At 72.0% G+C, this 25,629-nt stretch carries 19 protein-coding genes; 14 read left to right on the top strand and 5 right to left on the bottom strand.

All coding sequences use genetic code 11. From position 1 onward, the window contains the following. The first annotated feature begins 73 nt into the window (after window positions 1-73). Window positions 74-1,444, top strand: a complete 1,371-nt coding sequence (locus tag AB0H12_RS23840; RefSeq protein WP_499625334.1) for a GH1 family beta-glucosidase — start codon at window positions 74-76, stop codon at window positions 1,442-1,444. A gap of 182 nt (window positions 1,445-1,626) precedes the next feature. Here the strand turns inward: AB0H12_RS23840 and AB0H12_RS23835 are convergent, their stop codons facing one another. Then, window positions 1,627-2,424 carry a DUF3152 domain-containing protein gene (locus tag AB0H12_RS23835; protein ID WP_499625333.1) on the bottom strand — a complete coding sequence of 266 codons (798 nt, stop codon included), beginning with the start codon at window positions 2,422-2,424 and terminating at the stop codon, window positions 1,627-1,629. Then, on the bottom strand, window positions 2,421-3,968 hold the full coding sequence (locus AB0H12_RS23830) for a putative glycoside hydrolase (protein ID WP_499625332.1): 1,548 nt from the start codon (window positions 3,966-3,968) through the stop codon (window positions 2,421-2,423). The genes AB0H12_RS23835 and AB0H12_RS23830 overlap by 4 nt, the downstream gene beginning before the upstream one ends. A gap of 159 nt (window positions 3,969-4,127) precedes the next feature. Between AB0H12_RS23830 and AB0H12_RS23825 the strand changes: the two genes are divergently transcribed. Continuing rightward, the gene (locus tag AB0H12_RS23825; protein ID WP_499625331.1) at window positions 4,128-5,168 is read left to right on the top strand and encodes a polysaccharide deacetylase family protein; all 1,041 of its coding nucleotides are present in this window, start codon (window positions 4,128-4,130) and stop codon (window positions 5,166-5,168) included. 165 nt (window positions 5,169-5,333) lie between these two features. Here AB0H12_RS23825 and AB0H12_RS23820 read toward each other — a convergent pair whose 3' ends face one another. Both AB0H12_RS23820 and AB0H12_RS23815 read right to left on the bottom strand, forming a co-directional pair. Next, a complete protein-coding gene (locus AB0H12_RS23820; RefSeq protein WP_499625330.1) occupies window positions 5,334-7,322 on the bottom strand; it encodes a hypothetical protein in 1,989 nt (662 codons plus the stop codon). Between the two features lie 125 nt (window positions 7,323-7,447). Then, on the bottom strand, window positions 7,448-7,933 hold the full coding sequence (locus AB0H12_RS23815; protein ID WP_499625329.1) for a hypothetical protein: 486 nt from the start codon (window positions 7,931-7,933) through the stop codon (window positions 7,448-7,450). A gap of 157 nt (window positions 7,934-8,090) precedes the next feature. On the opposite strand from AB0H12_RS23815, the gene AB0H12_RS23810 reads away from it, so the two are divergent. The 4 genes from AB0H12_RS23810 to AB0H12_RS23795 all read left to right on the top strand — a co-directional run bounded on the left by AB0H12_RS23810 (window position 8,091) and on the right by AB0H12_RS23795 (window position 17,354). Beyond that, window positions 8,091-10,133: a DNA gyrase/topoisomerase IV subunit B gene (locus AB0H12_RS23810; RefSeq protein ID WP_499625328.1), complete on the top strand. Its 2,043-nt coding sequence runs from the start codon at window positions 8,091-8,093 to the stop codon at window positions 10,131-10,133. Between the two features lie 123 nt (window positions 10,134-10,256). Next, entirely contained in the window at window positions 10,257-14,858 is a 4,602-nt protein-coding gene (locus AB0H12_RS23805; RefSeq protein ID WP_499625362.1) for a DNA gyrase subunit A, read from the top strand. Window positions 14,859-14,884: 26 nt separating this feature from the next. Further along, the gene (locus AB0H12_RS23800) at window positions 14,885-15,553 is read left to right on the top strand and encodes a class I SAM-dependent methyltransferase (RefSeq protein WP_499625327.1); all 669 of its coding nucleotides are present in this window, start codon (window positions 14,885-14,887) and stop codon (window positions 15,551-15,553) included. Window positions 15,554-15,584: 31 nt separating this feature from the next. After that, a complete protein-coding gene (locus tag AB0H12_RS23795) occupies window positions 15,585-17,354 on the top strand; it encodes a TIR domain-containing protein (RefSeq protein WP_499625325.1) in 1,770 nt (589 codons plus the stop codon). 18 nt (window positions 17,355-17,372) lie between these two features. On the opposite strand, the gene AB0H12_RS23790 is transcribed toward AB0H12_RS23795, so the two are convergent. Then, complete coding sequence (locus tag AB0H12_RS23790; RefSeq protein ID WP_499625323.1) at window positions 17,373-18,458, bottom strand: acyl-CoA dehydrogenase family protein; 1,086 nt, start codon at window positions 18,456-18,458, stop codon at window positions 17,373-17,375. Window positions 18,459-18,601: 143 nt separating this feature from the next. Between AB0H12_RS23790 and AB0H12_RS23785 the strand changes: the two genes are divergently transcribed. The 8 genes from AB0H12_RS23785 to AB0H12_RS23750 all read left to right on the top strand — a co-directional run bounded on the left by AB0H12_RS23785 (window position 18,602) and on the right by AB0H12_RS23750 (window position 25,614). Further along, complete coding sequence (locus AB0H12_RS23785) at window positions 18,602-19,690, top strand: LLM class flavin-dependent oxidoreductase (RefSeq protein WP_499625322.1); 1,089 nt, start codon at window positions 18,602-18,604, stop codon at window positions 19,688-19,690. Beyond that, window positions 19,687-20,265, top strand: a complete 579-nt coding sequence (locus AB0H12_RS23780) for an FMN reductase (protein ID WP_499625320.1) — start codon at window positions 19,687-19,689, stop codon at window positions 20,263-20,265. The genes AB0H12_RS23785 and AB0H12_RS23780 overlap by 4 nt, the downstream gene beginning before the upstream one ends. Before the next feature lie 55 nt (window positions 20,266-20,320). Beyond that, window positions 20,321-20,602, top strand: coding sequence for a hypothetical protein (locus tag AB0H12_RS23775; protein WP_499625318.1), 282 nt, complete (start codon window positions 20,321-20,323; stop codon window positions 20,600-20,602). Further along, window positions 20,592-22,025 (top strand): acyltransferase family protein, encoded by a 1,434-nt coding sequence (locus tag AB0H12_RS23770; RefSeq protein WP_499625316.1) that lies wholly within the window; start codon window positions 20,592-20,594, stop codon window positions 22,023-22,025. The genes AB0H12_RS23775 and AB0H12_RS23770 overlap by 11 nt, the downstream gene beginning before the upstream one ends. 187 nt (window positions 22,026-22,212) lie before the next feature. Continuing rightward, window positions 22,213-23,076, top strand: coding sequence for an ATP phosphoribosyltransferase (hisG, locus tag AB0H12_RS23765; RefSeq protein ID WP_499625314.1), 864 nt, complete (start codon window positions 22,213-22,215; stop codon window positions 23,074-23,076). A gap of 175 nt (window positions 23,077-23,251) precedes the next feature. Then, window positions 23,252-23,800 carry an NADPH-dependent FMN reductase gene (locus tag AB0H12_RS23760; protein WP_499625312.1) on the top strand — a complete coding sequence of 183 codons (549 nt, stop codon included), beginning with the start codon at window positions 23,252-23,254 and terminating at the stop codon, window positions 23,798-23,800. 27 nt (window positions 23,801-23,827) lie between these two features. Next, window positions 23,828-24,775, top strand: coding sequence for an ATP-binding cassette domain-containing protein (locus tag AB0H12_RS23755; protein WP_499625310.1), 948 nt, complete (start codon window positions 23,828-23,830; stop codon window positions 24,773-24,775). Continuing rightward, the gene (locus AB0H12_RS23750) at window positions 24,772-25,614 is read left to right on the top strand and encodes an ABC transporter permease (RefSeq protein WP_499625308.1); all 843 of its coding nucleotides are present in this window, start codon (window positions 24,772-24,774) and stop codon (window positions 25,612-25,614) included. Before AB0H12_RS23755 ends, AB0H12_RS23750 begins: the two co-directional genes overlap by 4 nt. Window positions 25,615-25,629 lie beyond the last annotated feature (15 nt).

The raw sequence follows: 25,629 nt of genomic DNA, 5'->3' as shown, positions 1-25,629 counted from the left end.
GTACCAGCCAACGGTCCGGGCTTCCAGCGCCTTCCCGCCGTTCACACATCAACAGCTTGTCTAGGAGTGTCAGTTGACCGACTTCCCTCAAAGATTCCGCTGGGGCGTCGCCACGTCGGCCTACCAGATCGAAGGCGCCGTCGACGCCGACGGGAGAGGACCGTCGATCTGGGACGCGTTCGGCGCGGTGCAGGGCGCGGTCGCCGGTGGCGACACCGGTGCGGTCGCCTGCGACCACTACCACCGGATGCCGGAGGACCTGGCGCTGCTCGGCGAGCTCGGCGTGGACGCGTACCGGTTCTCGGTGGCGTGGCCCCGGATCCTGCCGACGGGCGCCGGCGCGGTCGAGCAGCGCGGCCTGGACTTCTACCGCCGGTTGGTCGACGGGCTGCTGGAGCGGGGCATCGAGCCGTTCCTCACCCTGTACCACTGGGACCTGCCGCAGGCGTTGGAGGAACTGGGCGGCTGGCGGTCGCGGGACACCGCGGAGCGGTTCGCCGAGTACGCGGTGATCGTGCACGACGCCCTCGGCGACCGGGTGTCGAAGTGGACCACGTTCAACGAGCCGTACGTGTCCTCGATCGTCGGCTACGGCGAAGGCAGGCACGCGCCCGGCGCGCGGGAAGGTCACGGCTCCCTCGCCGCCGCCCATCACCTGATGGTGGCGCACGGGCTCGCGGTGCGGGCCATGCGCGGCACGCCGGGTCACGAGTTCGGCATCGTGCTGAACCAGTCGCCGTCGACCCCGGTCACCTCGTCGGACGCGGACGTCGCCGCAGCGCGCAGGCACGACCTGCTGCTGCGCCGCCAGTTCACCGAACCGCTGTTCGCGGGCCGCTACCCGGACGACTACGAGGAGACGTTCGCGGGCGTCACCGACCTGTCGTTCCGCCGGGACGGCGACCTGGAGCTGATCTCCACGCCGCTGGACTACGTGGGCATCAACTACTACTACCGGCAGCACGTGGCCGACGCGCCGCACCGCGACCCGGACCCGGCCACCCGCACGTCGATCGACATCGGCATCGACACCACCCGCCTGCCGGACGTGCCCCGCACCGCGATGAACTGGCCGGTCGAGCCCGAGGGGCTGACCCAGACGCTGGTCGGGCTGACGGAGCGCTACCCCGACCTGCCGCCGGTCTACGTCACCGAGAACGGGTGCGTGTACCCGGACCACCCCGGCTTCGTCGACCAGGAGCGCATCGAGTACCTGCGCACCCACCTCGCGGCGGCCAACGACGCGATCGCCGCCGGTGTCGACCTGCGCGGGTACTTCGTCTGGTCGTTCCTGGACAACTTCGAGTGGGCGCACGGCTACAAGCACCGGTTCGGCCTCGTGCACGTCGACTACGAGACGTTGGTCCGCACGCCACGGGCGAGCTTCCACTGGTACCGCGACCTGGTCGCCGAGCAGCGGGCCAGGACGGCCGCGGCGGGGTGACCCACGTGGCCGCCGTCGCGCGGAGGCGCGTCCGCGCGACGGCGGCCGTTCCGCCATGGGCTCCGGCCGGTGGCGCCGAGCCCGCCACGACCCTTTTCGCCGACGCGGGGCGCGCCGACCCGCCTTGCCGCGCCGCGCTCGACGGCGTTGCCGTCCGACCTGTGGTCCCCGGGTGCAGACCGTCACGGCCACGGGTTCGGCGTGCACGACTTCCCGTCCGGCACGACCACGACACCCTGGTCGCTGCCCGTCGTGATCGACGCCAGCCCGTCGTTGTCCGCGCTCAGCGTCTGCTGCATCATCACCGGCGCCGGCGCGCCGTCCGCCGGGCACACCTCGTGGCCGAGGCCGAGGAAGTGCCCGACCTCGTGGTTGACCGCGTAGGTCCGATAACCACGCAGGTCGTCGCCGTAGGTGTGCGCGCCCCGGAACCAGCGCGCCGAGCTGAGGTGCACCGTCGACCCGATCCGGCACGACGTGTCGTAGGGCAGCTCGAACCCGCACAACGACCGCGCGGTCCGCTGCGAGGTCAACCGGATCCGCAGCTCCGGCTCCACGTCACCGCCCACCCGCCGGAACGCGTGCCGGCTCGCCCACCCGCGCGGGTGCCGCAGCACGTGGTCGACCACGGCGGCGAACGAGTCGTCGCCGTGCGGCAGCACCACCCCGTCCTCGACCTCGACCGAGTAGGTGATGCCGGACGTGGCGGCCGAGCCCGGCGGCGGCACCACGTGCCAGGTGCCCGCGCCGTGCTCCGGGAACGCCGGACCGGCCGGCAGGTCCGCACCGGAGCGCAACGAGTCGACCGGGGGAGCGCTCCGCTCCGCGGAGGGTGAAGGCGGGGACACGGACGGCACGACCTGGGACGAGGGCCACGCCACCATCGCAGGCCGTGCCTCCATCCCGACGTCCAAGGCCACCACGGTCGTCGCCGCCAGGCAGACACCGGTCAGGTAGGGCACCGCGGACACGGCCTTCATGCGGGCTCCAGGCCGGCCGAGCCGTACGTGCAGGCGGCGTTCCACAGCAGGAACGACGGCGCGCCGGCCTCCGACGTGGCGCGCACCTGCGCCTGCACCTCGCCCGGACCGTAGTGGTGCCCCAGCGAGAACGCCTGCAGCCACGGGATCACCGTCGCGCCGGTGCCCCCGGTCATCCGGACGAAGTCCGCGACCGACGCCCGCACGATCTCGTACGGCATCGCGTTCGGGTTGGCCACGCCGTACTCGTTCGGGCCCCAGTGCGACGGGTAGACCATCGGCGAGACGTAGTCCACGTGCGCCGCGATGGCCGGGATGTCCTGCGCCACGTCGGTCGGGCTGTGCGCGGCGATGCCGAACACCGACGCGCCCAGGTACGCGCCGTGCTCCCGCACGGCCGCCCGGTTCTCCTTCAGGAAGTCCACGATGGACTGCTCGGGGCTGGTGGTCAGGCCCGGGAACACCATCTGCCCGATCGGGCCGTCCGGACGCCGCACGTAGTCGTAGAGGACGTCGTCGAAGCCCAGCGACGCGGCCTCAGCGGCGATCGCCGTGTTGTACGCCCGGACCTCGGGGTTGGCGAAGTTGGTGAACGCGTACTCGCCGTAGTGCGCCGACCAGGGCGCGCCCGACGTGTTCTGCGACAGCCGGTCACGCGCGCCCGAGTGCCACGACGCCTTGCCGAGCACCGGGTCGCGGAACGCCACCAACCTGCCGACCACCCGCAGCCCCAACCCGTGCAGCTCGGCCAGCACGGCGCGGGCGTCGTAGTAGTTGCGGTTCGCGCCGATCTGCCTGGCCAGCGGCACCTGCGAGTCGTAGCCGATCTCGCCGCTCTCGTCCTTGACATCGAGCTGCACGGTGTCGATGCGGCCCTCGCGCGCCATTGCCAGCACCGGGTCGCGCAACGACGCCGTGGCCCACGCGGCGGCGCTCATGTGCACCGCACGCATCCCGGGGTGGGTGACCTTGACCGCGACCTCCTGGCGCTGCGCGTTGCCCGCGGCGTCGCTGGCCTCGACCCGGACGCTGGTGGCGGCCGACGCCAGCGAGACCTCGAACTTCCCGTCGCGCACCGGCACCCGCTGGTCGCCCACCTGCACGGTGTCCGCGCCGTCCGCGCTGCCCTTCACCGTCACCGGGCCGCGTGGCGACTCGGCCTCGACCACGTCCACCTTCAGCGCGGGCGGCGTGGCGTCCACGGTGAACTCGCGCTGCACCTCCACGTCGGGCATCCAGGGCAACGGGTTGGCCGCCCGCACGGACAGCGTGTGCCTGCCCTCGGCGAGCTTGACCCCGGTCAACGTCATGCGGCCGTCGGCGCGTCGCGCCTGCACCGGCTGTCCGTCCACGTGCACGGTGACACGGTCGAGCCCGCTGACCTCCGCGGTGGTGATGGACACGCGCTCTACACCCGAAGGAGTGACAGCGGTGCCGTTGCCCAGCTCCGCCACGGCGAGGCCGACGCCGCGCCCGTGCACGATCGTCGTGACGACCCCGGCGATCAGCAGCAGCACCACGACGCCGACGGCTGGGATCAGCACGCGCTTGAGCTTCCGGGGCGATTCCGACATCGAGTGACTCCGATCTGGGCGTGGCATCGGTTACCAGCGACTTGACCGGGTGGCGGAGCACCAAACCCAAGGTCATCCGAAGGGGTGTACCACGGTGTCGACCCGGCCGCGGCGCGGAACCATTCGACTGTGAACACCACGTCGACGCCGGTCCGGACCGTTGTGGCGCTCGTCGCGGCCCTGTGCTGCGGCTGCGCCGGCCAACCCGCGGCGGGCCCGCCCGACGAGGCCGCGGCGCAGCTGCCCGCGCGCTCCTCGTCCGCCCCGCCGTCGTCCTCCGCGCCACCCGACCCGGCAGCGGTGGGCGCGAACGAGCTCGGCCAGGTGCCGATCCTGATGTACCACCGGCTCGTCGAGCAGCCCACGTCGGTCTACGACCGGACGCCGGCGGCGTTCCGAGCCGAGCTGGAGCGACTGGCCGCCGAGGGGTACGTGCCGGTGACCGCCACCGAGTACGCGACCGGGCGCCTCGACCTCCCGGCCGGCGCGCACCCCGTCGTGCTGACCTTCGACGACGGCGACGCGACCCAGTTCGCGCTCGGCGCCGACGGGAAGCCCGCGGCCGGCACGGCCATCGCCATCCTGCTGGACGTCGCCGCGCGGCACACCGGCTTCCGGCCGGTGGCCAGCCTGTACGTCAACGCCGGGCCGTTCGGGTCACCGGACGGCGCGGCCCTGCGCTGGTTGCGCGAGCACGGCTTCGAGATCGGCAACCACACCCGTGACCACACCAACCTCGCGTTGACCGACGACGGGGGAGTGCAGGAGGCGATCGCGTCCGGGCAGCGGGAGATCCAGCGGGCCGTGCCGGACTACCAGGTGTCGACCCTGGCGCTGCCGTTCGGCGCGATCCCGGCGAACGGCGCGCTCGCCCTGCGCGGCGGCTTCGAGGGCACCCAGTACGAGTACGCGTGCGTGCTGATGGTGGGCGCGGGACCGGCGCCTTCGCCCTACGCGGCGGACTTCGACCCGGCGCGCACGCCACGCATCCGGTCACAGGACCCGACCGGCGAGGACGCCCGCTACGGCTCGACGGTGTGGCTCGACCAGCTGGCCGCCGCGCCCGCGCAGCGCTACACGTCCGACGGCGTGCCGGACCGGGTCTCCTACCCGGCCTCGGCCGGTGTCGCGCCCGCGCCGGGCGTCGCCGACCGGGCAGTCGCCTACTGAGGCTCGCTCGCGCCCGGTGTTCGTGCTGCTGCCTGCCGGGGAGCCGAGCCCGGCTGTTCGGGCCGCCGCCTCGAGGCTGCCTCCAGCCCGAGGTCCCGAGGCCGTGCCGCCGTGCGGGCCGCTACCTGCGGAGCGGCGTCGCCGACCTCGCCTACCGCCCCGACCTCATGCCGTGGCGCGGGCGTGGTTGCGGAGTGCGATCGCGGCCCGTTCCAGGCTGCCCAGCACGCCCGGCGGCAGCTCGTGGTGCCGACCCACCACCTCCTGCGCCATGACCTGCATCGGCGCCGACTCCTCCGCCTCCACCACCGCGAGCACCTTGAACGCCGTCCCCGGCGCGAACAGCACCCGCTCCTGGATCACGCTGCCGAACGAGTCGACCACCGACACCCGCCGACCCGTCACCGACCAGAGCAGGAACTCCACCCGCCCGTCGACCGGCACCCCGGGGCCCGCGACGGTGTTGAGCAGACCGTGCTCCACCAGCACGTCACCGGTGCGGAACCGGCGCGCGTCGCCCCAGCACACGGTCACGCCCTGGTGCGTCGGCAACCGGCGCAGCCCCGACACCACCGACGCCGCGTACGGCCACAACCGGCCCAGCTTCCCGCTGCGCAGCGCCTCGACCAGGATCTCCTCGTCGTTGCGCAGGCACGCCGACACCGCCGCGAGGTCCGTCACCACCGCCTCGAACGCCTCGGGGTCGTCCGGGCGCTCCGCGATGTGCCGGCACGCCACCGCAGCGTGCTCGCCGTAGCGCTCGCCCAGCATCCGGCGCAGCGCGTCGCGCTCGGGCTCCGTGCTGCGGTGGTCGACCGGCACGACCTCCTCGCCCGCCCGCTCGCCCCACGCCGGCGCGGGGGAGTCCGCCAGCGGGCCGTCCACGCTCAGCGGCACCGGCTCGTCGGACGTCACGGGTGGCGGCGGCTCCTCGGCCACCGGCGGGCGCGGCATCGGCGACGGGTCGCAGAACACGACCTTCAGCAGCCGCCGCACCTCCGGCTCCAGCCGTTCCACCAGCGACGCGCCCGCCACCGCGACGGCGCCCGCCGTCGTGCGGCCGGGCGAGCCGACGGTCAGCCGGGCCCACTCCGGGTCCACCGGCAGCGACCGCACCTCGGGTCCGTTGTCCTCCGCGTCGCGCACCCACAGCCCGGAGGGCACGACCTCCAGCACCACGCCGCCACCCAGGTCGAAGATGCCCGGACCGCGTTCCACCAGCCCCTGCACCGGCACCCGGTAACCCGAGACGACCGGCGTGCCACCCGGCGCGTAGCGGACCTCGGTCACGTACGGCCGCCAGGTCTGCTGCCCGCGCGGGTTCACCGCCACCACGGCCGCGCCGCTGCGCAGCGATCCCACCGGCAGGCCCGTGTACAGCGAGATCGGCTCGCCGAGCTGATCGGCCACCGCCTGCGCCTGGTGCTCGCCGCCGTACCAGACCAGCCGCACCCGCGACCGCGCCACCGACGGCAGCCCGCCGAGCAGGCGGCACACCTCGTCGGTCGGGATGGGCGGCTGGGCCGGTCCGCCGACCACGACGGTCAGCACGTTGTCCCGGCACGGCAGCCCGATCACCGCCCGGGCGTCCGGCGCCTGCGGGTCGAACTGCGCGCGTTGCGCCCGAAGCCACAGCCCCGCCGGGATCGGCTCGGAGATGCCCACCTCGCCCGTCGGCCACGGCGTGTTCGGGTCGACCGCCTCCCAGTTCGGCACCGGGAACCGCCGACCCATCGGCACCGGCGACGCACCCGGCAGGAACCGCAGCCAGCAGCCGTACCCGCCGTTGCCCGCGACGAACGCGGCGCCGGGCACGGTGGTGACCGCGCCGTCCGGCGCCACCACCTCCGCCTGCAACTGCTCGGTCAGCCACTGCGCGGGCGCCGTCGGCCGCATCGAGCCGGAGTGCGGCGTCATCAGCCGCACGGGTCCTCTGCCGTGCAGCGCGGCGGCCACTGCCGGCCAGAACGACGCCTCGTCGCCCGCAGGCGGCTCGACCACGACCACCGTGCGACCGCGGTCGACCGGCAGGCTCCGTCCGAGCGCGACCGCGGCGGGGCTCGCGCCACCGGGCGGCCCCACCACCAGCGTCGCCCCGGCGAACGAGGCCGAGAACTGAGCGGGCACGGGTGCGGGCGCCGGCGGCGCCGCCATGGGCTCTCGTTCGACCACCGGCTCCACCTGCGGGGCACGCTCCTTCGGTGCGGCACGTCGGAACTTCAAGGCGCCCGATCACCTCCAGGCACGACAGCGCGGGAACGCCAGCACTCTACGCGGATTCACCCGATCGAGGTCGGGCGCGTTGCTCCACCCCCGTCCACTGTGGACCGCAGGGCGGCTCCGACCAGCGCGCCGAACGCCACGTGGTCCGCCCACTGCGCCGCCCGGTGCAGCTCCCGGACCGCCGGGAACCGCCGCCCGACCAGCTCCAGGTCCACCACCGCGATCACCGCGCCCGCCACCGCGCCCGTGCGGGCGTCCCACTGCCACCGCCGGTCGACGGCCGCCAGCACGACGGTCCAGAAGGCCGACACGCCGAGGTGCGCCACCACGCCGCGGATCACACCCGTGCCGCCGAGCAAGGACGCCGCCGCCCGCGTCGACCGCAGAACGTCACCACCGGTCGACAGTGCGTGCACTGTCGACGGCACGCCGCTCAGCACCGACGCGACCAGCCACACCCTTGCCAGGCGTGGGCCGGACCTGCGACGGGTACCCGGCCCGGCGGGAACCCCGCGGGCCGGCCTGCTCCGTTGTGATTCCATGTTCGAACCTGTGTTCGAGTATGACAAGATCACGGGTGAACCACACCAACGACGTGCCCGACCGTATCCGGACACCGGGGACCGCGCGGATCGCGCGCATCGCTCGGCTACCGTGAACGCCGCTCGACACACGCCACGACCTGGGGAGAACGACCCGGTGACCGCTGAGATCCTGTACGGGGCCGACGACCTGACCCACCTGGAGGGTCTGGAGGCAGTGCGCAAGCGCCCCGGCATGTACATCGGGTCCACCGACAGCAGGGGCATCAACCACCTGTTCACCGAGGTGGTCGACAACTCCACCGACGAGGGCGTGGGCGGCCACGCCACCAAGATCGTCGTCACCCTGCACGCCGACGGCAGCGTCCAGGTCGACGACGACGGCCGCGGCATCCCCACCGGCACCCACGCCAAGTCCGGCCTGTCCGGCGTCGAACTCGTCCTCACCCGGCTGCACGCCGGCGGCAAGTTCGGCGGCTCCGGCTACAAGACCTCCGGCGGCCTGCACGGCGTCGGCGCGTCCGCCGTCAACGCCCTGTCGCACCGCTTCGACGTCGTCGTCCGCCGCGAGGGCAAGACGCACGAGATGTCGTTCGCCCACGGCGTGCCCGGCGTGTTCGACGGTCCCGGCCCCGACGCCGGCTTCACCCGCCAGTCGGGCCTGCGCGTCACCGGCCGCACCAAGCGCACCGGCACGTCCATCCGCTACTGGCACGACGCCCGCTACTTCGAGAACGGCGCCGCGCTCGACGTCGAGGCCGTCCGCACGAAGCTGCGCAACACCGCGTTCCTCGTGCCCGGCGTGACCTACACCCTGCGCGTCGCCGCCGACGACGCGATCGGCGAGGAGACGTTCCACTACCCGGGCGGCCTGGTCGACATGGTCGACTACCTCGCGCCCACCGGCGACAAGCCGGTCACCGGCACGCTGCTCATCACCGGCGACGGCGTCTACCACGAGAACGCGGCCGACGAGAACGGCGTCATGCGGTCGAAGGTCGAGCGCCACGCCGAGGTCGAGATCGCGTTGCGCTGGGGCACCGGCTACGAGCGCATCGTCGAGTGCTTCACCAACACCATCCGCAACGTCCACGGCGGCACCCACCGCCGCGGCTTCGAACGCGCGGTGCTCAAGTCGATCCAGGACGCCATCGGCAAGACCAGGGGCCTGCTCAAGCCCAAGGAGGACCCGCCGACGCTCGACGACGTGCTGGAGGGCATGACCGCCGTCGTCCACGTCCGCATCCCCGAACCGCAGTTCACCTCGCAGACGAAGGACGAGCTCTCCACCGCGGGCATCACCAAGGTGGCGCTCGGCGTGGTCGAGAAGCACCTCAAGGCCTGGACCGAGGACCGGCGCACCAAGGGCGAGGCCAAGGTCGTCCTGCAGAAGGTCGTCGACGCCTCCCGCGTCCGCCTGACCCAGAAGCAGCAGAAGGACGCCGCCCGCCGCAAGACGGCCCTCGAAGGCGCCGCGATGCCCGCGAAACTGGTCGACTGCCGCACCACAGGTGTTTCGCGAAGCGAACTTTTTCTCGTGGAGGGCGACAGCGCCCTCGGCTCGGCGCGCATGGCCCGCGTGTCGGAGTACCAGGCGCTGCTGCCGCTGCGCGGCAAGATCCTCAACGTGCAGAAGGCCAGCCTCGCCGACACCCTGCGCAACGTCGAGATCGCCAGCATCGTGCAGGTCCTCGGCGCGGGCACCGGCCGGACGTTCGACCTCAACACCATGCGCTACGGCCGGGTGATCCTGATGGCCGACGCGGACGTCGACGGGTCGCACATCCGGACGTTGCTGATCACCCTGTTCGCCAAGTACATGCGGCCGGTGATCGAGGACGGGCGGCTCTACGCCGCGATGCCGCCGCTGCACAAGGTGATGACCAAGGGCCGCAACCCGGAGACCCACTTCACCTTCACCCAGCGCGAGATGGAGCAGAAGGTCGCCAGGCTGGAGAAGGCGGGCAAGACGGTGGTCAAGCCCGTGCCCCGGTTCAAGGGCCTCGGCGAGATGGACGCGGACGAGTTGTGGGAGACCACGATGAACCCCGCGACCCGCTCCGTGCGCCGCATCACCATGCACGACGCGGAAGCCGCGGAGGCCGCGTTGGAGTTGCTGATGGGCGAGAAGGTCGAGCCGCGCCGGGCGTGGCTCGTCGAGTCGTCCGCCCGGGTCGACCAGTCCGCGATCGACATCTGACCCGCCTGACACACGAGGGAACGACCGACCATGGCACGCCGCAAGACCCCCACGACCAGGGTCGACCCGTCCGCCTTCGACCGCGCGGGCGCCCAGGTCTTCGACAACTCGCTCACCACCGAGATCGAGGACTCGTACCTGGAGTACGCGTACTCGGTGATCCACTCCCGGGCCCTGCCCGACGCGCGGGACGGCCTCAAGCCGGTGCACCGCCGGATCCTGTTCTCGATGAACGAGCAGGGCTACCGCCCGACCAGCTCGTACGTGAAGTCGTCCCGCGTGGTCGGCGACTGCTTCGTGCGCGGTGCGCTCGTCTCCACCCCGCAGGGCCTGCGGCCGATCGAGGAGATCGAGGTCGGCGACCTCGTGCTGGACGGTCGCGGCGAGCCGGTCGCGGTCAACGAGGTCTACGAGAACCCGGTCTCGGACCTGGTGCGCGTCACCTGGTCGGACGGCCACTCGATGCTCGTCACGCCCGGCCAGCGCTTCCACACCGGCGACGGTTGGACCGACGACGACTGGACCGCCGCGCGCGACCTCGTCGGCGCCCGCACGGCCGGCTTCGGCTCCGAGCGGCACGCGAACCTGCTCGCCGACGGCGACGCGTCCGGTTTCGTGCTCGGCCTGGTGGCCGCGTCCGGTGACGTGCTCGCCGACCGGCGGGTGCGGCTGGAGTCGACGGACGTCGACGCGGTCGACATCGCGCACGGCTGGGCCATCGCGCACGACGTCACCGCGTCCCGGGAGAAGGACGGCGACCGGCTCACCCTCACCTTCGCCCGGCACGCCGAGCTCGAAGCGGCGGCGACCGGCCGGCTGGACGCCGTGCTGCGCGACCGGTCGGCGTGGACGCCGTTCCTCGCGGGCCTGTTCCTCGCGTCCGGCCACGTCCGCGACGGGCGCGACATCGTCCTGCCCGGCGGCGACGCCGAGTACGCCGTGCTGGCCGACGCGGGCGTGCGCGCCCGCCGTGGCGCGACGACCCTGACGATCACCGGCCGTGACGCCGCCGCGCTCGCCGTGGCGCTGCTGCGCTGGACGGGCGTCGGCTCGCGCCAGGACGGCCTGGTCCAGGTGATCCGCAACGCCAGGCACGCGGCCGACGAGCACTTCCCGCACGTCGTGTCCGTCGAGCCGGCCGCGCCGGACACCACCTACGACATCCAGGTGGCGAGCCCCGAGCACGCGTTCGTGGTCAGCGGTTTCGTCGTGCACAACTGCATGGGCAAGTACCACCCCCACGGCGACACCGCGATCTACGACGCGATGGTCCGCCTGGCCCAGGACTTCTCCCTGAACACCCCGTTGGTGGACGGGCACGGCAACTTCGGGTCCCCGGACGATGGCCCGGCCGCGTCCCGCTACTGCTTGATCGGAGAGACGCGGATTCGGCTCGCGGATGGCAGCAGTCCGCGTATCGCGGATCTGGTGAACCTCGCGGCTGACTCTGAAGCCGACGCGGATTTCGAGGTGTTGGACAAGGACGGTAAGGCGGTCCGGGTCAACAAAGTATTCAACTCCGGTGTGCACCCGACGATCCGGATGACCACGAAGTCCGGTTTCTCTGTGCGGGGCAGCGAGAACCACCTCGTGCTCTGTCTCGAAGCACCGATGGGCGTGCCGATCTTCCAGTGGCGTCGGCTCGACGAACTCCAGCCCGGCGCGGTCGTCGCAATCGCGCGCAACGCCTGGTCGCAGGTAGTGCCGACGGCGCAGGAGTACATGCTGGGCGTGCTCGGCGGCGCATGGGTGTCCGAAGGGTTCGCCAGTGAGGACCGCGCGGGCTTCAACAACACCGATGAGCACTTCTTCTCGGAAGTGCTGCACGCGTACGACCGGGTTGTCGGCGGTAGGCGCTACGTATCGGAACGGCAGACGCGCCGTGACCGAAAACTGATCCGGGAAATCGATGTCCAGGACTATGTCGGCGGGATGGAGGCATTCCGGAACAGTCCGCTGGCCGAATTCATCGGTCACCAGGCGCGTGACAAGTTCGTTCCCGAGTTCGTGTGGAACGGCGGTTGGGGGGTCAAGCGCGCGTTCCTGATGGCGGCATTCGAGGGTGATGGCGGTTGTCGTGAGGCGGACAACAGCTTCACGATCCAGTACACGACCTACAGCCCCAAACTGGCCGCGCAGATGCAGGAACTGCTGGCCGAGTTCGGTGTGATCGCCGTCCATCGCCAGTACTCGCGCCCCAGCGGATCGGTCGAGCACCGTCTGGTCGTGTCCGGACTCCGGAATGTCCGGGCGTTCGCTGAACGGGTCGGGTTCCTGAGGACCAAGCAGACGGTGTTGAGCGCGTTGCTCCGTCGGTCTCCGCTGCGTGCACACCGGTTGAGCGCGGACAGCGTGCCGTTCGTCGCGGACTACGTGCGCGGGGCTCTGGACTTCGATCGCCGTGGCAGTGGTCGCAAGTGGCTCACCCAACACAACTTCGACCGCGTCGAACGGTGGGAAACCGAGCGTCTGCGGATCATCGACCGGATCAAGGACACCGAGGTCCTGGCGACGATCCTGCCGATCATGGACTCGGGTTACCGCTTCGAGGCGGTGACCGACGTCGAGGCGTGTGAGCCGGCCGAGGTCTACTCGGTCCGGGTGGAGTCCGACGACCACTCGTTCCTGGCCGGTGGGTTCGTCAACCACAACACCGAAGCCCGCATGTCGCCGGCGGCGATGTTGCTGGTCGGGGAGCTGGACGAGGAGACGGTCGACTTCCGGCCCAACTACGACGGCTCGTTGCAGGAGCCGACGGTGCTGCCCGCGGCGTTCCCGAACCTGCTCGTCAACGGCACGTCGGGGATCGCGGTCGGGATGGCGACGAACATGATCCCGCACAACCTCGGCGAGGTCGTGGCGGCGGCGCGGCACCTGGTGACGCACCCGGATGCGACGCTGGACAAGCTGATGGAGTTCATCCCCGGCCCGGACCTGCCGACCGGCGGCGTGCTGCTCGGGTTGGACGAGGTGCGCAAGGCCTACGAGACCGGGCGCGGCGTGGTGCGGATGCGGGCCAAGGTCGAGACCGGGTTGCTGGAGGGCAGCCGGGGCAGGCAGGCGATCACGGTCACCGAGCTGCCCTACGGTGTCGGCCCGGAGAAGATCATCGAGAAGATCACCGACGAGGTGACGAAGTCCAAGCGGCTGACCGGCATCTCCGACGTCAAGGACCTGACCGACCGCGAGAACGGCACGCGCGTCGTGATCGAGTGCAAGGTCGGGGTGAACCCGCAGGCGTTGCTGGCTGACCTGTACCGGCTCACGCCGATGGAGCAGTCGTTCGGCATCAACAACCTGGTGCTGGTGGAGGGCCAGCCGCGGACGTTGGGGCTCAAGGCGCTGCTGGACGTGTTCCTCAAGCACCGCTACGAGGTGGTCACGCGGCGCACCCGGTTCCGGCGGCGCAAGCGTGAGGATCGGTTGCACCTGGTCGAGGGCCTGCTCAAGGCGCTGCTGGACATCGACAAGGTGATCAAGCTCATCCGGGGCAGCGAGAACGCCGCCGCCGCGAAGGAGGGCTTGATGGCGAAGTTCAAGCTCTCCGAGATCCAGGCGACGTACATCCTGGACACGCCGTTGCGCCGGTTGACCCGCTACGACTCGTTGGAGTTGGAGGCGGAGCAGGAGAAGCTGCGCAATGAGATCGCCGAGCTGAGCAAGATCCTGGACGACCCGGCCGTGCTGAAGAAGGTCGTCTCGACGGAGTTGGCGAAGGTGGCCAAGGACCTCCAGCAGGAGCGCCGGACGGTGCTGCTCGACGGTGACCTGAAGGAGGTGCTGGCGGCGTCGAAGCCCGCCGGTCCGCTGGAGGTCGCCGACGACCCGTGCCAGGTGATCCTGTCCGCGACGGGGTTGGTGGCGCGGACGGCGGCCGAGTCGGAGGAGTCGTCGGAGGCGCGTCGGCGCAACGGGCGGATCAAGCACGACGCGGTGGCGGCGACCGTGCACACGACGGCGCGCGGCCAGGTGCTGCTGGTGACGAACCGGGGCCGGGCGTTCAAGACCGACGTGCTGCCGCTGCCGGTGCTGCCGGAGCAGAGCGGCACGGTGTCGTTGAGCGGCGGCATGGCGGCCGGTGAGCTGGTCGACCTCCAGGTGGGCGAGCGGGTCGTGGGCATCGCGCCGCTGACCGACACCGAGTCGCCGGGCCTGGCGCTGGGCACGCGGTCGGGCACGGTGAAGGTGTGCGCGCCGGAGTGGCCGGTGCGGTCGGACGAGTTCGAGGTGATCACCCTCAAGGAGGGTGACGAGGTGGTCGGCGCGACGTGGCTGGCCGGTGCGGACGAGACGTTGGTGTTCGTGACGTCGGAGGCGTCGCTGTTGCGGTACCCGGCGTCGCTGGTCCGCCCGCAGGGTCTGCGCGGCGGTGGCATGGCGGGCATCAACGTGGGGTCGGACGCGCGGGTGGTGTTCTTCGGCGCGGTGCGCACGGACGACGACGAGCACGGTGAGCCGATGGTGGTCACGTCGACCGGGCAGAGCGTGAAGGTGACGCCGTTCGCCGCGTACCCGGCGAAGGGTCGGGCGACGGGCGGCGTGCGGGCGCACCGGTTCCTGAAGGGCGAGACGGCCCTGGTGCTGGCCTGGGTGGGGCCGCGGCCGGCGGGTGCGGCGCGGAACGGGTCGCCGGTGGAGTTGCCCGCGCCGGACGAGCGCCGTGACGGTTCCGGGCACGCGCACCCCGGTCCGGACGTGGTCGGCCACCTGATCGAACGCGACTGACAATCGTTTTCGATAAGCTGTGCGGCATGACGACACAGCTGAGCTTCGCCGACGCCGAGCGGCTGCGGCGCGGGTGGGACGCGCGGCAGGAACCCTTCCTGCCGCACCGGCACGAGGCGTTCGCCGTGCTGGCGGACGCCGCCGTCGGACGTCGGGCGCTCGATCTCGCGGGCGGGACGGGGTCGATCGCGTCACGGCTGGGCAACGCCGAGGTGACGGTGCTCGACGTCGACCCGGTGCTGCTGGCCATCGCCCGTGCCGCGCTGGGGGACCGGGCCGAGGTGGTGTCGGCCGACCTGGGTGCGCGGGGGTGGGGCGCGGGGCGCGAGTTCGACGCCGTGGTGGCCGGCACCGCGCTGCACTGCTTCGGCCCGGACCGGCTGCGGGAGCTGTACCGGGAGGTGCACGACGTGCTGGCGCCCGGCGGCGTGTTCGCCAACGCCGACCGGATGCCCGAGGGCACGTCGGCGGCGTCGGGTGACGGCCTGGCCGGGTGGCACGAGTGGTGGGCCGAGGCGTTGGCGCACCCGGCGCTGGCCGAAGCCGCGCGCGACCGGGCGGACGTCGAGTCGGCCGACTTCTACCCGCCCGCGTCGTGGCACGTGGACGCGCTCCGGGCAGCCGGGTTCGGCGAGGTCGAGGTGCGGTGGCGGCGGGACGACACGGCGGTGGTGGTCGCACGCCGAATGCGGTGACGGGGACCACCCTCCGTGGCAGGGTCGGTGCGTGGTCACCGGATCCCCGCGGGTCTTCGTCAGCTACTCCCGGCGCGTCTTCTACTTCGCCGAGGCGCTCACCGCCGAACTCGGGGCGACCGGGCTCGTCCGCCCGTGGCTGGACGTGGCGAACCTGCGCCCCGGCACCGACTGGTCGGCGGCCATCGACACCGCGCTGGACGAGTCGGACGCGCTGGTCCTCGTGGCCTCGCCGGCCGCGTTGCGATCGCCCTACGTCCGCGATGAGTGGCAGCGCGCGCTGGCGGCCGGCAAGCCGATCCACATCGCGTTGGTGCGCCGCACGCGATTGCCGGACGAGCTGTCGTCGTTCCCGGTGCACGACCTGCGCGGCGACTGCCGGAGGGCGGCACGGCGGCTGGCCGCGTTGCCACCCACCGGCCACCGGTCGGTTCCGATCGCCTGGCCGGTCGCGTCGGTCCACCTGGCGCTGCTGCTGTGCCTGGTCGGCCTGGTCGTCGGGGCGGTGTTCGGCCGGCACCTGTACGACGTGTTCAGCACTGCCGCGCGAGCGCCGCGCAGCATCCACGAGTCGCGGTACGCGCAGTTCGCGCTGGCGCTGGCGGTGTTGAACGCGATGGTCGCGCTCGCGATCGTCGGCCTGCCGGTCAAGCTGGTCCGCCGCACGGTGTCCGCCGAGGCGCTGTTCGTGGGCTTCCTGAGCGCGGCGGCGGCCCTGGCGCTGACCCTCACGGTGGGTGGCCTGCAGACGCAGCTGCACGCCTACGAGACGTTCCCCGACCCCGGTCCGCTGCGGGCGACCTCGGCGGCCTGGCCCTACCTCGCCGGACTGGTCGCCGCCGTGATCGGGCTCGGGGTGATCCGCCGATCGCGGTCGCTCCACCTGAGGATGCCGACGGGGGAGGACCAGCCACGCGGCGGCCGGCGGTTCGTCCCGGCGCCCGCGCCGCTGCCGTCGGGGCCACCCGAGACCTTCGACGTGCGCAGCCGGCCCGCCGACACACCGATCGCCGCCCAGCTCCTCGCGGCGTGCGAACAGGCGGGCCTGCACCGTGACCGCACCGATCCGCACTGGACGTTCATCGTCGTCAGCTTGCGCTCCGACCTGACCTCGCTGGCGCACGCCCGCGAGGTGTTCGGGCCCGGCGCGGTGTTCGTCCAGGCCACGAGCCTGGAGCTGCCCGAGGACGACCGCGGGCTGCGCCGCCACCAGTGGATCGACTTCCGCCGGCAGGACCACGCCCTGCTCCAGGCGCAACTGCGCGGCCTCGCCGCCGCGCCGGTCACCGTGCCGGTCGCGCCGGACCGCTTCCGGGGTCCGCTGCGGGTGGAGTACTCCATGAGGGTGGCGCTCGGGCTCGTGGCGTTCACCGCCGCCGCGCCGCTGGCCCAGGTCGTAGCCGGTGGCGGGCTGCGCGTGGTGCCGGCCATGGCGATCACGGTGCTGCTGGCCGCGGTGTTGGCGCCGTTGACGCGGCGCACGGCGACCCGGGACGTCAACGCCGACCAGTGGCGGCTGCGGGCTGTGCTGGCGTGCGTGCTGTTCGCCGCGTGGAACCTGCTGCCGCTCACCGGGGGCACCGCGCCACCGCTCATCCGCATCGTGCTCGTCGTCATGCTGGCGGTGTCGTTGGCCGGCACGCTGCGGGTGGTGCGGTCGCAGTGGTTGCCGCCGGGGGAAACCGTGCGGCAAGAGCACCTGACGCCCGCCGTGGCGCCGAAGTTGCTCGGCTGGCCGATGTCGCACGGGACGATCGCGTTCGGCCTCGGCTACCTGCACACGCTGCTGTTCGCCTGGTAGGTCGGGCGGAGCGGGGCGTCAGCCCTCCGGCCGGCTGCCCAGGAACACCGGGCCGTACCGCTCCAGGTTGGCGTTGGGGTGCAGGATCGCGTGCAGGTTCAGCGCGTGCGCGTCGCGCTGGACGCGGTGCAGCGCGGGGCTGTCCCCGGCGAGCACGTCGACCGCGTCCCGGGCCCGCAAGCACGCCTCGCCGAGGTCCCGGCGCACGCCGGCGCGGTCCTCCGGCGTCCACTCCTCGCCGCCGGCGGCCTTGAGGTCGACCACGGCGGCGGCACGGCGGGAGTGGAACTCCGCCTCGTCGGCGAGCACGGTCGCCTCCCGCAACCCCGACGCCGACCCCCGCGCCGCGTCCACCGCCGCGCGGGCCAGGCCGGCCGCGGGCGCGCTGACCGTGGCGCAGGCCGCCGGCGTGAACGGCGCGCGGAACATCGGCGCGGCGGCGCCCGGGAGGGCCCGCAGCACGGGATCGAGGCGCAGCACCCGTTCCGCCGGCACGAACACGTCCTTCGCCACCGTGGTCACGCTGCCGGTCGCGCGCAGCCCGGTGGTGTGCCAGTCGTCCACGACGGACAGGTCTACCAGCGGGATCGCCAACGCCACCGGCGCGCGGTCGGGCAGCAGCACCGCGGCGTTGGTGGTCCAGTGGCTCTGCGGCGCGCCGGTGGTGAAGGCCCACCGCCCGTTGACCAGCACGCCGCCGCCGACCGGGTCGGCCGTCGCGGTGGGGCTGAGGATGCCCGTCACCCGCACGTCCGGTTTGGCGAACACCTCGCACCGGACGTCGTCGGGGAACCGGCCGACCACCCAGGTCGAGAGGGCCCACACGGCCGCCGTCCACGCCGCCGACCCGTCACCGCGAGCCAGTTCGGCGATCACCCCGACCACCGTGGCGAGGTCCGCCTCGTGGCCGCCGTGCTCGGCGGGCACCCGCAACCGCAGCACGCCCGCGTCGGCCATCGCCTCGAGGGACGCCTCGTGCAGCATGCGGTTCTCGTCACCCCACGCGGCGTGGGCGCGCAGGACCGGGACGATCTCCGCGGCACGTCGCACCAGCTCGTGCTGCCCCGTGCCGTGCCCAGCGCCGTACGCCCCAGTGCGGTGCATCACCGTGCCGTGCCTCCCCCATAGGTGACCCGTGGCACACACCTTGGCGTGCTCCGCGCCACCAGACAACACCGGAATAGCCGGCGACCCGGTACGGTTGTGCAAGTTAGTTGAAAGCGCAACTACCTGATCGAGGAGTGGCCATGCAGTTCGGTGTCTTCACCGTCGGCGACGTGACGCCCGACCCCACTACGGGCCGGACGCCGACCGAGGCCGAGCGCATCAAGGCCATGGTCGCCATCGCGCTCAAGGCCGAAGAGGTCGGCCTGGACGTCTTCGCGACCGGCGAGCACCACAACCCGCCGTTCGTCCCGTCGTCGCCGACGACCATGCTCGGCTACGTCGCGGCGCGCACCGAGCGGTTGATCCTGTCCACCGCGACCACGCTGATCACCACCAACGACCCGGTGAAGATCGCCGAGGACTACGCGATGCTGCAGCACCTGGCCGACGGCCGGGTCGACCTGATCATGGGCCGGGGCAACACCGGCCCGGTGTACCCCTGGTTCGGCAAGGACATCCGCGACGGCATCGACCTGGCCATCGAGAACTACGCCCTGCTGCGCAAGCTGTGGCGGGAGGACGTGGTGGACTGGGAGGGCAAGCACCGCACGCCGCTGCAGTCGTTCACCTCGACCCCGCGCCCGCTCGACGACGTGCCGCCGTTCGTCTGGCACGGCTCCATCCGCAGCCCGCAGATCGCCGAGCAGGCGGCCTACTACGGCGACGGCTTCTTCGCCAACCACATCTTCTGGCCCAAGGAGCACTTCCAGCGCTTGATCGCCTTCTACCGCGAGCGCTTCGAGCACTACGGCCACGGCGCCGCGCACCAGGCGATCGTCGGTCTCGGCGGCCAGGTGTTCATGCGCCGCAACTCGCAGGACGCCGTCCGCGAGTTCCGGCCGTACTTCGACAACGCCCCGGTGTACGGGCACGGCCCGTCGCTGGAGGAGTTCACCGAGCAGACCCCGCTGACCGTCGGCAGCCCGCAGGAGGTCATCGACAAGACGCTGACCTTCCGGGAGCACTTCGGCGACTACCAGCGCCAGCTGTTCCTGATGGACCACGCCGGCCTGCCGTTGAAGACGGTGCTGGAGCAGCTGGACCTGCTCGGCGAGATCGTGCCGACGCTGCGCCGCGAGTTCGCGGTCGGCCGCCCGGCCGACGTGCCGGACGCGCCCACCCACGCCTCGCTGCTGAAGGCCGCCACCTCGGGGGCGAACGCCCGATGACGACGCTGACGGTCGTGGAGGCCGGCCTCGGGACGCCGTCGTCCACCCAACTGCTGGCGACCCGGCTGGCCGAGGCCGTGCAACGGCTCGTGCCCGACCTGGAGGTGCGCACCGTGCGCCTGCGGGACGTGGCGCGCGACATCGCGGACAACCTCGTCACCGGGTTCCCCGGCGCACGGCTGCGCGAGGCGGTGGACTCGGTGGTCGGCGCGGACGCGGTGATCGCCGTGACGCCGACGTTCAACGCGTCCTACAGCGGGCTGTTCAAGTCCTTCGTGGACGTGCTGGAGCCGGAGTCGCTGGCGGGCAAGCCGGTGCTGATCGCCGCGACCGGCGGCACCGAGCGGCACTCGCTGGTGCTCGACCACGCGTTGCGGCCGCTGTTCGCCTACCTGAGGGCGGTCGTGGTGCCGACCGGCGTGTACGCCGCGTCGTCCGACTGGGGCGCCGAAGGGCTGCCCGGCCGCGTCGACCGGGCTGCGGGCGAGCTGGCCGACCTGCTCGTCGGCCGGGCTCCGGTCACACCCGCCGGCAACGGGTTCGTGCCGTTCGACCAACTGCTCGCCGGACGGTGAGCGGACCGCCGCAGCGAGGCGGAAGGGACCCGAGGCGCCGAACAGGGTCCGGCCCGTGTCCGCCTCGCTGCGACTCGCGGTGCGCCACGCCGCCGTCCTGACGACCGCCCTCGCCCGCACCCGCGGGCACGTCCTGATCAGCGGCGACGCGTTCCTCGCGATGAGCGGTCCGACCCTGCTGCGGGTGCTCGCGGTGCGACCGGATCCCGACCCGGACGACGTCGCCGAGCAGGTCGTGGTCGAGGGCTTCCCGCTGCCGGGCTTCCCCCACCGGCAACGCGCGGCCCCTCGCGCTGAAGGACCGCGAGGGCTTCCGGCTGCACGCGGTGCGGCGTGACGGCGTCGTGGCCGGGGCGTGCCTGACCGCCGAGGCGGACGACGCGGTCGGCGTGTACTGCGTGACGACCCTGCCCGAGCAGCGCTCGCGCGGCGTCGGCCGGGCGTTGCTGAGCGCGGTGGTCAACGGGTTCCCGGCGCTGCCGATGACCCCCAGCGCGACCGAGCAGGGACGAGTCGCTGGGGTTCTCCGTCGTCACGAAGGCCACGTGGCGGTCGAACGCGGGCCGGCCGCGACCCCCGGACCCGCCGAATTCACCCGGCCTGCCGCCGCCCGGAGCAGTTACCTTGGGAGGATGACCGCAGAGGTGGGGCAGCGGTCCCGGCTGGCCGCGGTGGACAACCTGAAGGTGCTGCTCGTCGCCTGGGTGATCGGCGGGCACGCGCTCCTCGGGTACTCGGCGGTGGGCGGGTGGCCGTACGACGAGGTCAACGAGGTCACCTTCGAGCCCCACGTCGAGGCCGTGCTCGCCGCCGTCCTCGGACCGTCCGGGCTGTTCCTGATGGGCACCTTCTACCTGCTGTCCGGCCTGTTCACCCCCGAGTCGGTGGCCCGGAAGGGCACCCGCCGGTTCGTCCGGGACCGACTCGTCCGCCTCGGCGTCCCGTTCGCGCTGTCGGCGCTGCTGGTGTGGCCGCTGACGCTGTGGGTGGCCTACCGCGCCGCCGGGCACGACGTCAGTCCGTGGTGGGTGTTCACCCACCGCGACCCGCTGCTGGACTCGGGCTCGCTGTGGTTCGTCGAGATCCTCTTGGTGTTCTCCGTCGCCTACGCGCTGTTCGGCAGGCCGCGCGTGACGCCGGTCGTGCTGACCGGCGGCCACCTAGTCGCGGTCACCGCCGGCGTCGTGGTGAGCACGTTCGCGGTGCGGCTGTGGTTCCCGGCGCGCAGCGGCCAGATCGGCGACCTGCACGTCTGGTGGTGGCCGCAGCTGATCGCCATGTTCGGGGTGGGCATCGTGGGCGCGCGGTCGGGCCTGGCCCAGCGGGTGCCGGACCGGATGTGGCGCGGCAGCCGGGTGGTCGCGGCGCTGGCCATCGTGTCCGTGCCGGTGACCGCGGTCGCCCTCGGCGTGTCCGACCTCGCCGGGCAGGCGGGCCCGTTCCTCGGCGGCTGGCGGTGGCAGGCGCTGCTGTTCGCCGTGGTGGAGGCGGTGCTCGTGGTCGGCGGGTCGGTGTGGCTGCTCGGCTGGGCGCAACGGCGGCTGACCCGCGACGGCCCGTTGGTGGCGGCGCTCGCGCGGGGCGCGTTCGCCGCGTTCTTCATCCAGGGGCCGGTGCTCATCGTGCTCGCGGTGGCCGCCCGGCCGTTGCCGTTCCCGGCCGAGGTGAAAGCATTCCTGGTGGCCGCGGTCGCGATCGCGGTGTCTTTCGGTGCGGGCTGGCTATTGACCGTGCGAACGCGTGCGGCCCGGTTTTTCTGACTCATTCGACAGTCGTCATTCAATGGGTTGAACTGGTGCGCCGGGGCAATGTCCCGAGGGTCGGTGTTCACGTAGTGGGAAGCACGGACGGGTGACGCCGGCACGACACCGCGTGGTTTCCACACCGTGGGACACCTGGGCAGACCCGAGACGGGGGTGCGCGACCCCGTGTGGGAGACTTCGCGCCATGGCTCCTCTTCGCTTCGCCCTGCCCAACAAGGGCTCGTTGAGTGCTCCCGCGGCGCAAATGCTGGCCGAAGCGGGTTACCGGGTGAACAGGTCCGGCCGTGAGCTGATCGTGGCGGACCCGGCAAATGATGTGCAGTTCTTTTTCCTGCGTCCCCGCGACATCGCGGTGTACGTGGGCGAGGGGTCTTTGGACGTCGGCATCACCGGTCGTGATCTGCTGCTCGATTCCACCGTGTCGGCGAAGGAAATCCTGCCGCTGGGCTTCGGACGGGCGTCGTTCTACTTCGCGTCCAAGCCGGGCGGCATCCACGACGCCGCAGGCCTGGAGGGCAGGCGGATCGCGACCAGCTACCCGAACCTGGTCGAGCACCACCTGGCCGACCTCGGCATCAAGGCGCACCTCGTGCGGCTCGACGGCGCGGTGGAGACCGCCGTGGAGCTCGGTGTGGCCGACGCGATCGCCGACGTGGTGGAAACCGGCATCACGCTGAAGACCTCGGGCCTGGAGACGTTCGGCTCGCCGATCCTCAAGTCCGAGGCCGTGCTGATCCAGGGCGACACCGTCGCCGACGCCCCCGACGCCGTGCGCGCGGTCGAGATCCTGCACCGCAGGCTGCAGGGCGTGCTGATCGCCCGCCGTTACGTGATCCTCGACTTCGACTGCCCGGTGGAGGCGCAGGAGGAGGCCTTCAAGCTGGTGCCCGGCATCGAGTCGCCCACCGTCTCGCCGCTGGCCCGCGAGGGCTGGGTCGCCGTCCGGTCCCTCGTGCCGCGCGACGACGCGCCGTTCATCATGGACGAGCTGTGGCGCGTGGGCGCCCGCGCCATCCTGGTCAGCTCCCTGGACACCTGCCGCATCTAGCGAAGCCCAACCACGGACTCCACGTTCCCGCTCGGGGACGTGGAGTTTTCGCGTTCCGAACGTTCAACTCACCCGTTCCGGACGTAGGACTCTCGCGTTCCGGACGCAGGGCACGCGGGTGCTAGATCCGGTCTAGCGGGCCGTCTCGCGCCTACTGGGTGAGAGGAGGTGGCGCATGGAGCCGCTGCGGATCGCCGTGATCATCGGCAGCACCCGCGAGGGACGCGTCGGCGAGGGCATCGGCCGGTGGGTCGCCGACGTCGCGGCGCAGCGCGACGACGTCGAGCCGGTCGTGCTCGACCTGGCCGACTACGACTTCCCGCCGTGCTACCCGGGCCGGCCGACGCCGGAGGTCCGGCGGTTCACCGGGCAGGTGGCCGACGCGGACGGGTTCGTCGTCGTCACCCCCGAGTACAACCGCAGCTTCCCGGCCTCCCTCAAGCAGGCCATCGACTACGCCTACGACGAGTGGCACGCCAAGCCCGCCGGGTTCGTCTCCTACGGCTACCGCTCCGAGGGCTTCCACGCCGTGGAACAGCTCCGAACAGTTTTCACCGAGTTGCACGTCATGACAGTGCGAACGGGCGTCAGCGTGAACCTGCTCGCCGACGAACCGCTCGACACCGAGCACCGCCGCCGTGCCGCGGAAGCGATGTTCGACCAGCTCACCTGGTGGGCGTCGGCCCTCAAGGATGCCCGCACCCGACGCCCCTACATCTCCTAGCTGTGACTCACCGAGAAGGGGAACCCCATGAACGCCATCGAAACGTCGGGCCTGGTCAAGGTCTTCGGCGACACCCGCGCGGTGGACGGCGTCGACCTGACCGTGCCCGCCGGGACGGTGTACGGCCTGCTCGGCCCGAACGGTGCGGGCAAGACCACGACGGTCCGCCTGCTGGCCACCCTGCTACGACCCGACGAAGGGGAGGCGCGGGTGTTCGGTCACGACGTGCGCGCCGATCCGGACGCGGTCCGCCGACTCGTCAGCCTCACCGGGCAGTACGCCTCCGTCGACGAGGACCTGACCGGCACCGAGAACCTGGTCCTGCTGGGCAGGCTGCTCGGCCACACCCGCCCGCACGCCCGCGCCCGGGCCGGGCAGCTGCTGGAGGCGTTCGGGCTGACCGACGCGGCGTCCAAGCAGGTCAAGCACTACTCGGGCGGCATGCGCCGCCGCCTGGACATCGCGGCCAGCATCCTCAACACACCGAAGCTGCTGTTCCTGGACGAGCCGACCACCGGCCTCGACCCGCGCAGCCGCAACCAGGTGTGGGACATCGTCCGCGCGGTCGTCGCGCACGGCACCACCGTGCTGCTGACCACGCAGTACCTGGACGAGGCCGACCAGCTCGCGTCCCGCATCGCGGTGATCGACCACGGCAAGGTGATCGCCGAGGGCACGAAGGGCGAGCTGAAGGCGTCCGTCGGCGTCGGCGCGGTGCACCTGCGGCTGCGTGACGCGGACCAGCGCGAACGGGCGCGACAGGTGCTGGCCCGCGCGTTGGAGGCCGACGTGCAGCTGGACGCCGACCCGGTCGCGCTGACCGCGCGGCTGTCCGGCCGGGCCACCGAGCAGGCCGCCGAGGCGTTGGCCCAACTCGCCCGCGAGGGCATCACCGTCGACACGTTCTCCCTCGGCCAGCCCAGCCTGGACGAGGTCTTCCTGGCCCTCACCGACAAGAAGGAGGCGGCGGCGTGACCGTCACCAAGGAAGCCGAGCTCCTGCCCGCACCCAAGGCGGAGGACCTGGCGGCGGTGCTGCTCGAGACCGTGCAGCCACGTCGACCGAGCGCGCTGTCGGCGTCGCTCACGTTCGGCTGGCGCGCCGTGCTCAAGATCAAGCACGTGCCCGAGCAGCTGTTCGACGTCACCGCGTTCCCGATCATGATGATCCTGATGTTCACCTACCTGTTCGGCGGCGCGCTGGCCGGGTCGCCGGGGGAGTACATCCAGTACCTGCTGCCCGGTGTCACGGTCACCAGCGTCGTGATGATCACCATGTACACGGGCGTCGCGGTGAACACCGACATCGAGAAGGGCGTGTTCGACCGGTTCCGGACGCTGCCGATCTGGCGGCCCGCGCCGATGGTCGGCTACATCCTGGGCGACCTGCTGCGGTACGTGCTGGCATCCGCCGTGATCATGGTGGTCGGCCTGATCCTGGGCTTCCGGCCCGGCGGCGGGTTCGTCGGCGTCCTGCTCGGCGTGGCGGTGCTGGTGGCGTTCTCGTTCGCGTTCTCGTGGGTGTGGACGATGTTCGGCCTGCTGATGCGCAGCGAGAAGTCCGTGATGGGCGTGAGCATGCTCTTCCTGTTCCCGCTGACGTTCCTGTCCCCGGTCTACGTCAACCCGGCGACGATGCCGGGCTGGTTGCAGGCGTTCGTCAACGTCAACCCGATCAGCACGCTCGTCGAGGCCGTGCGCTCGCTGATGGCGGGCGAGTTCGACGGCGACGCGATGATGTGGACGCTCGGCTACGGCGTCGTGTTCACCGCCGTGTTCGGCACCTTGACCATGCGCCTGTACAACCGGAAGTGACCTGACGGCTCCCGA

Source organism: Actinosynnema sp. NPDC023794, assembly GCF_040639675.1.
GTDB lineage: Bacteria > Actinomycetota > Actinomycetes > Mycobacteriales > Pseudonocardiaceae > Actinosynnema > Actinosynnema luteola.
Note: the sequence above shows the minus strand (reverse complement) of the source record. Positions and strands in the feature narration are given on the sequence as shown.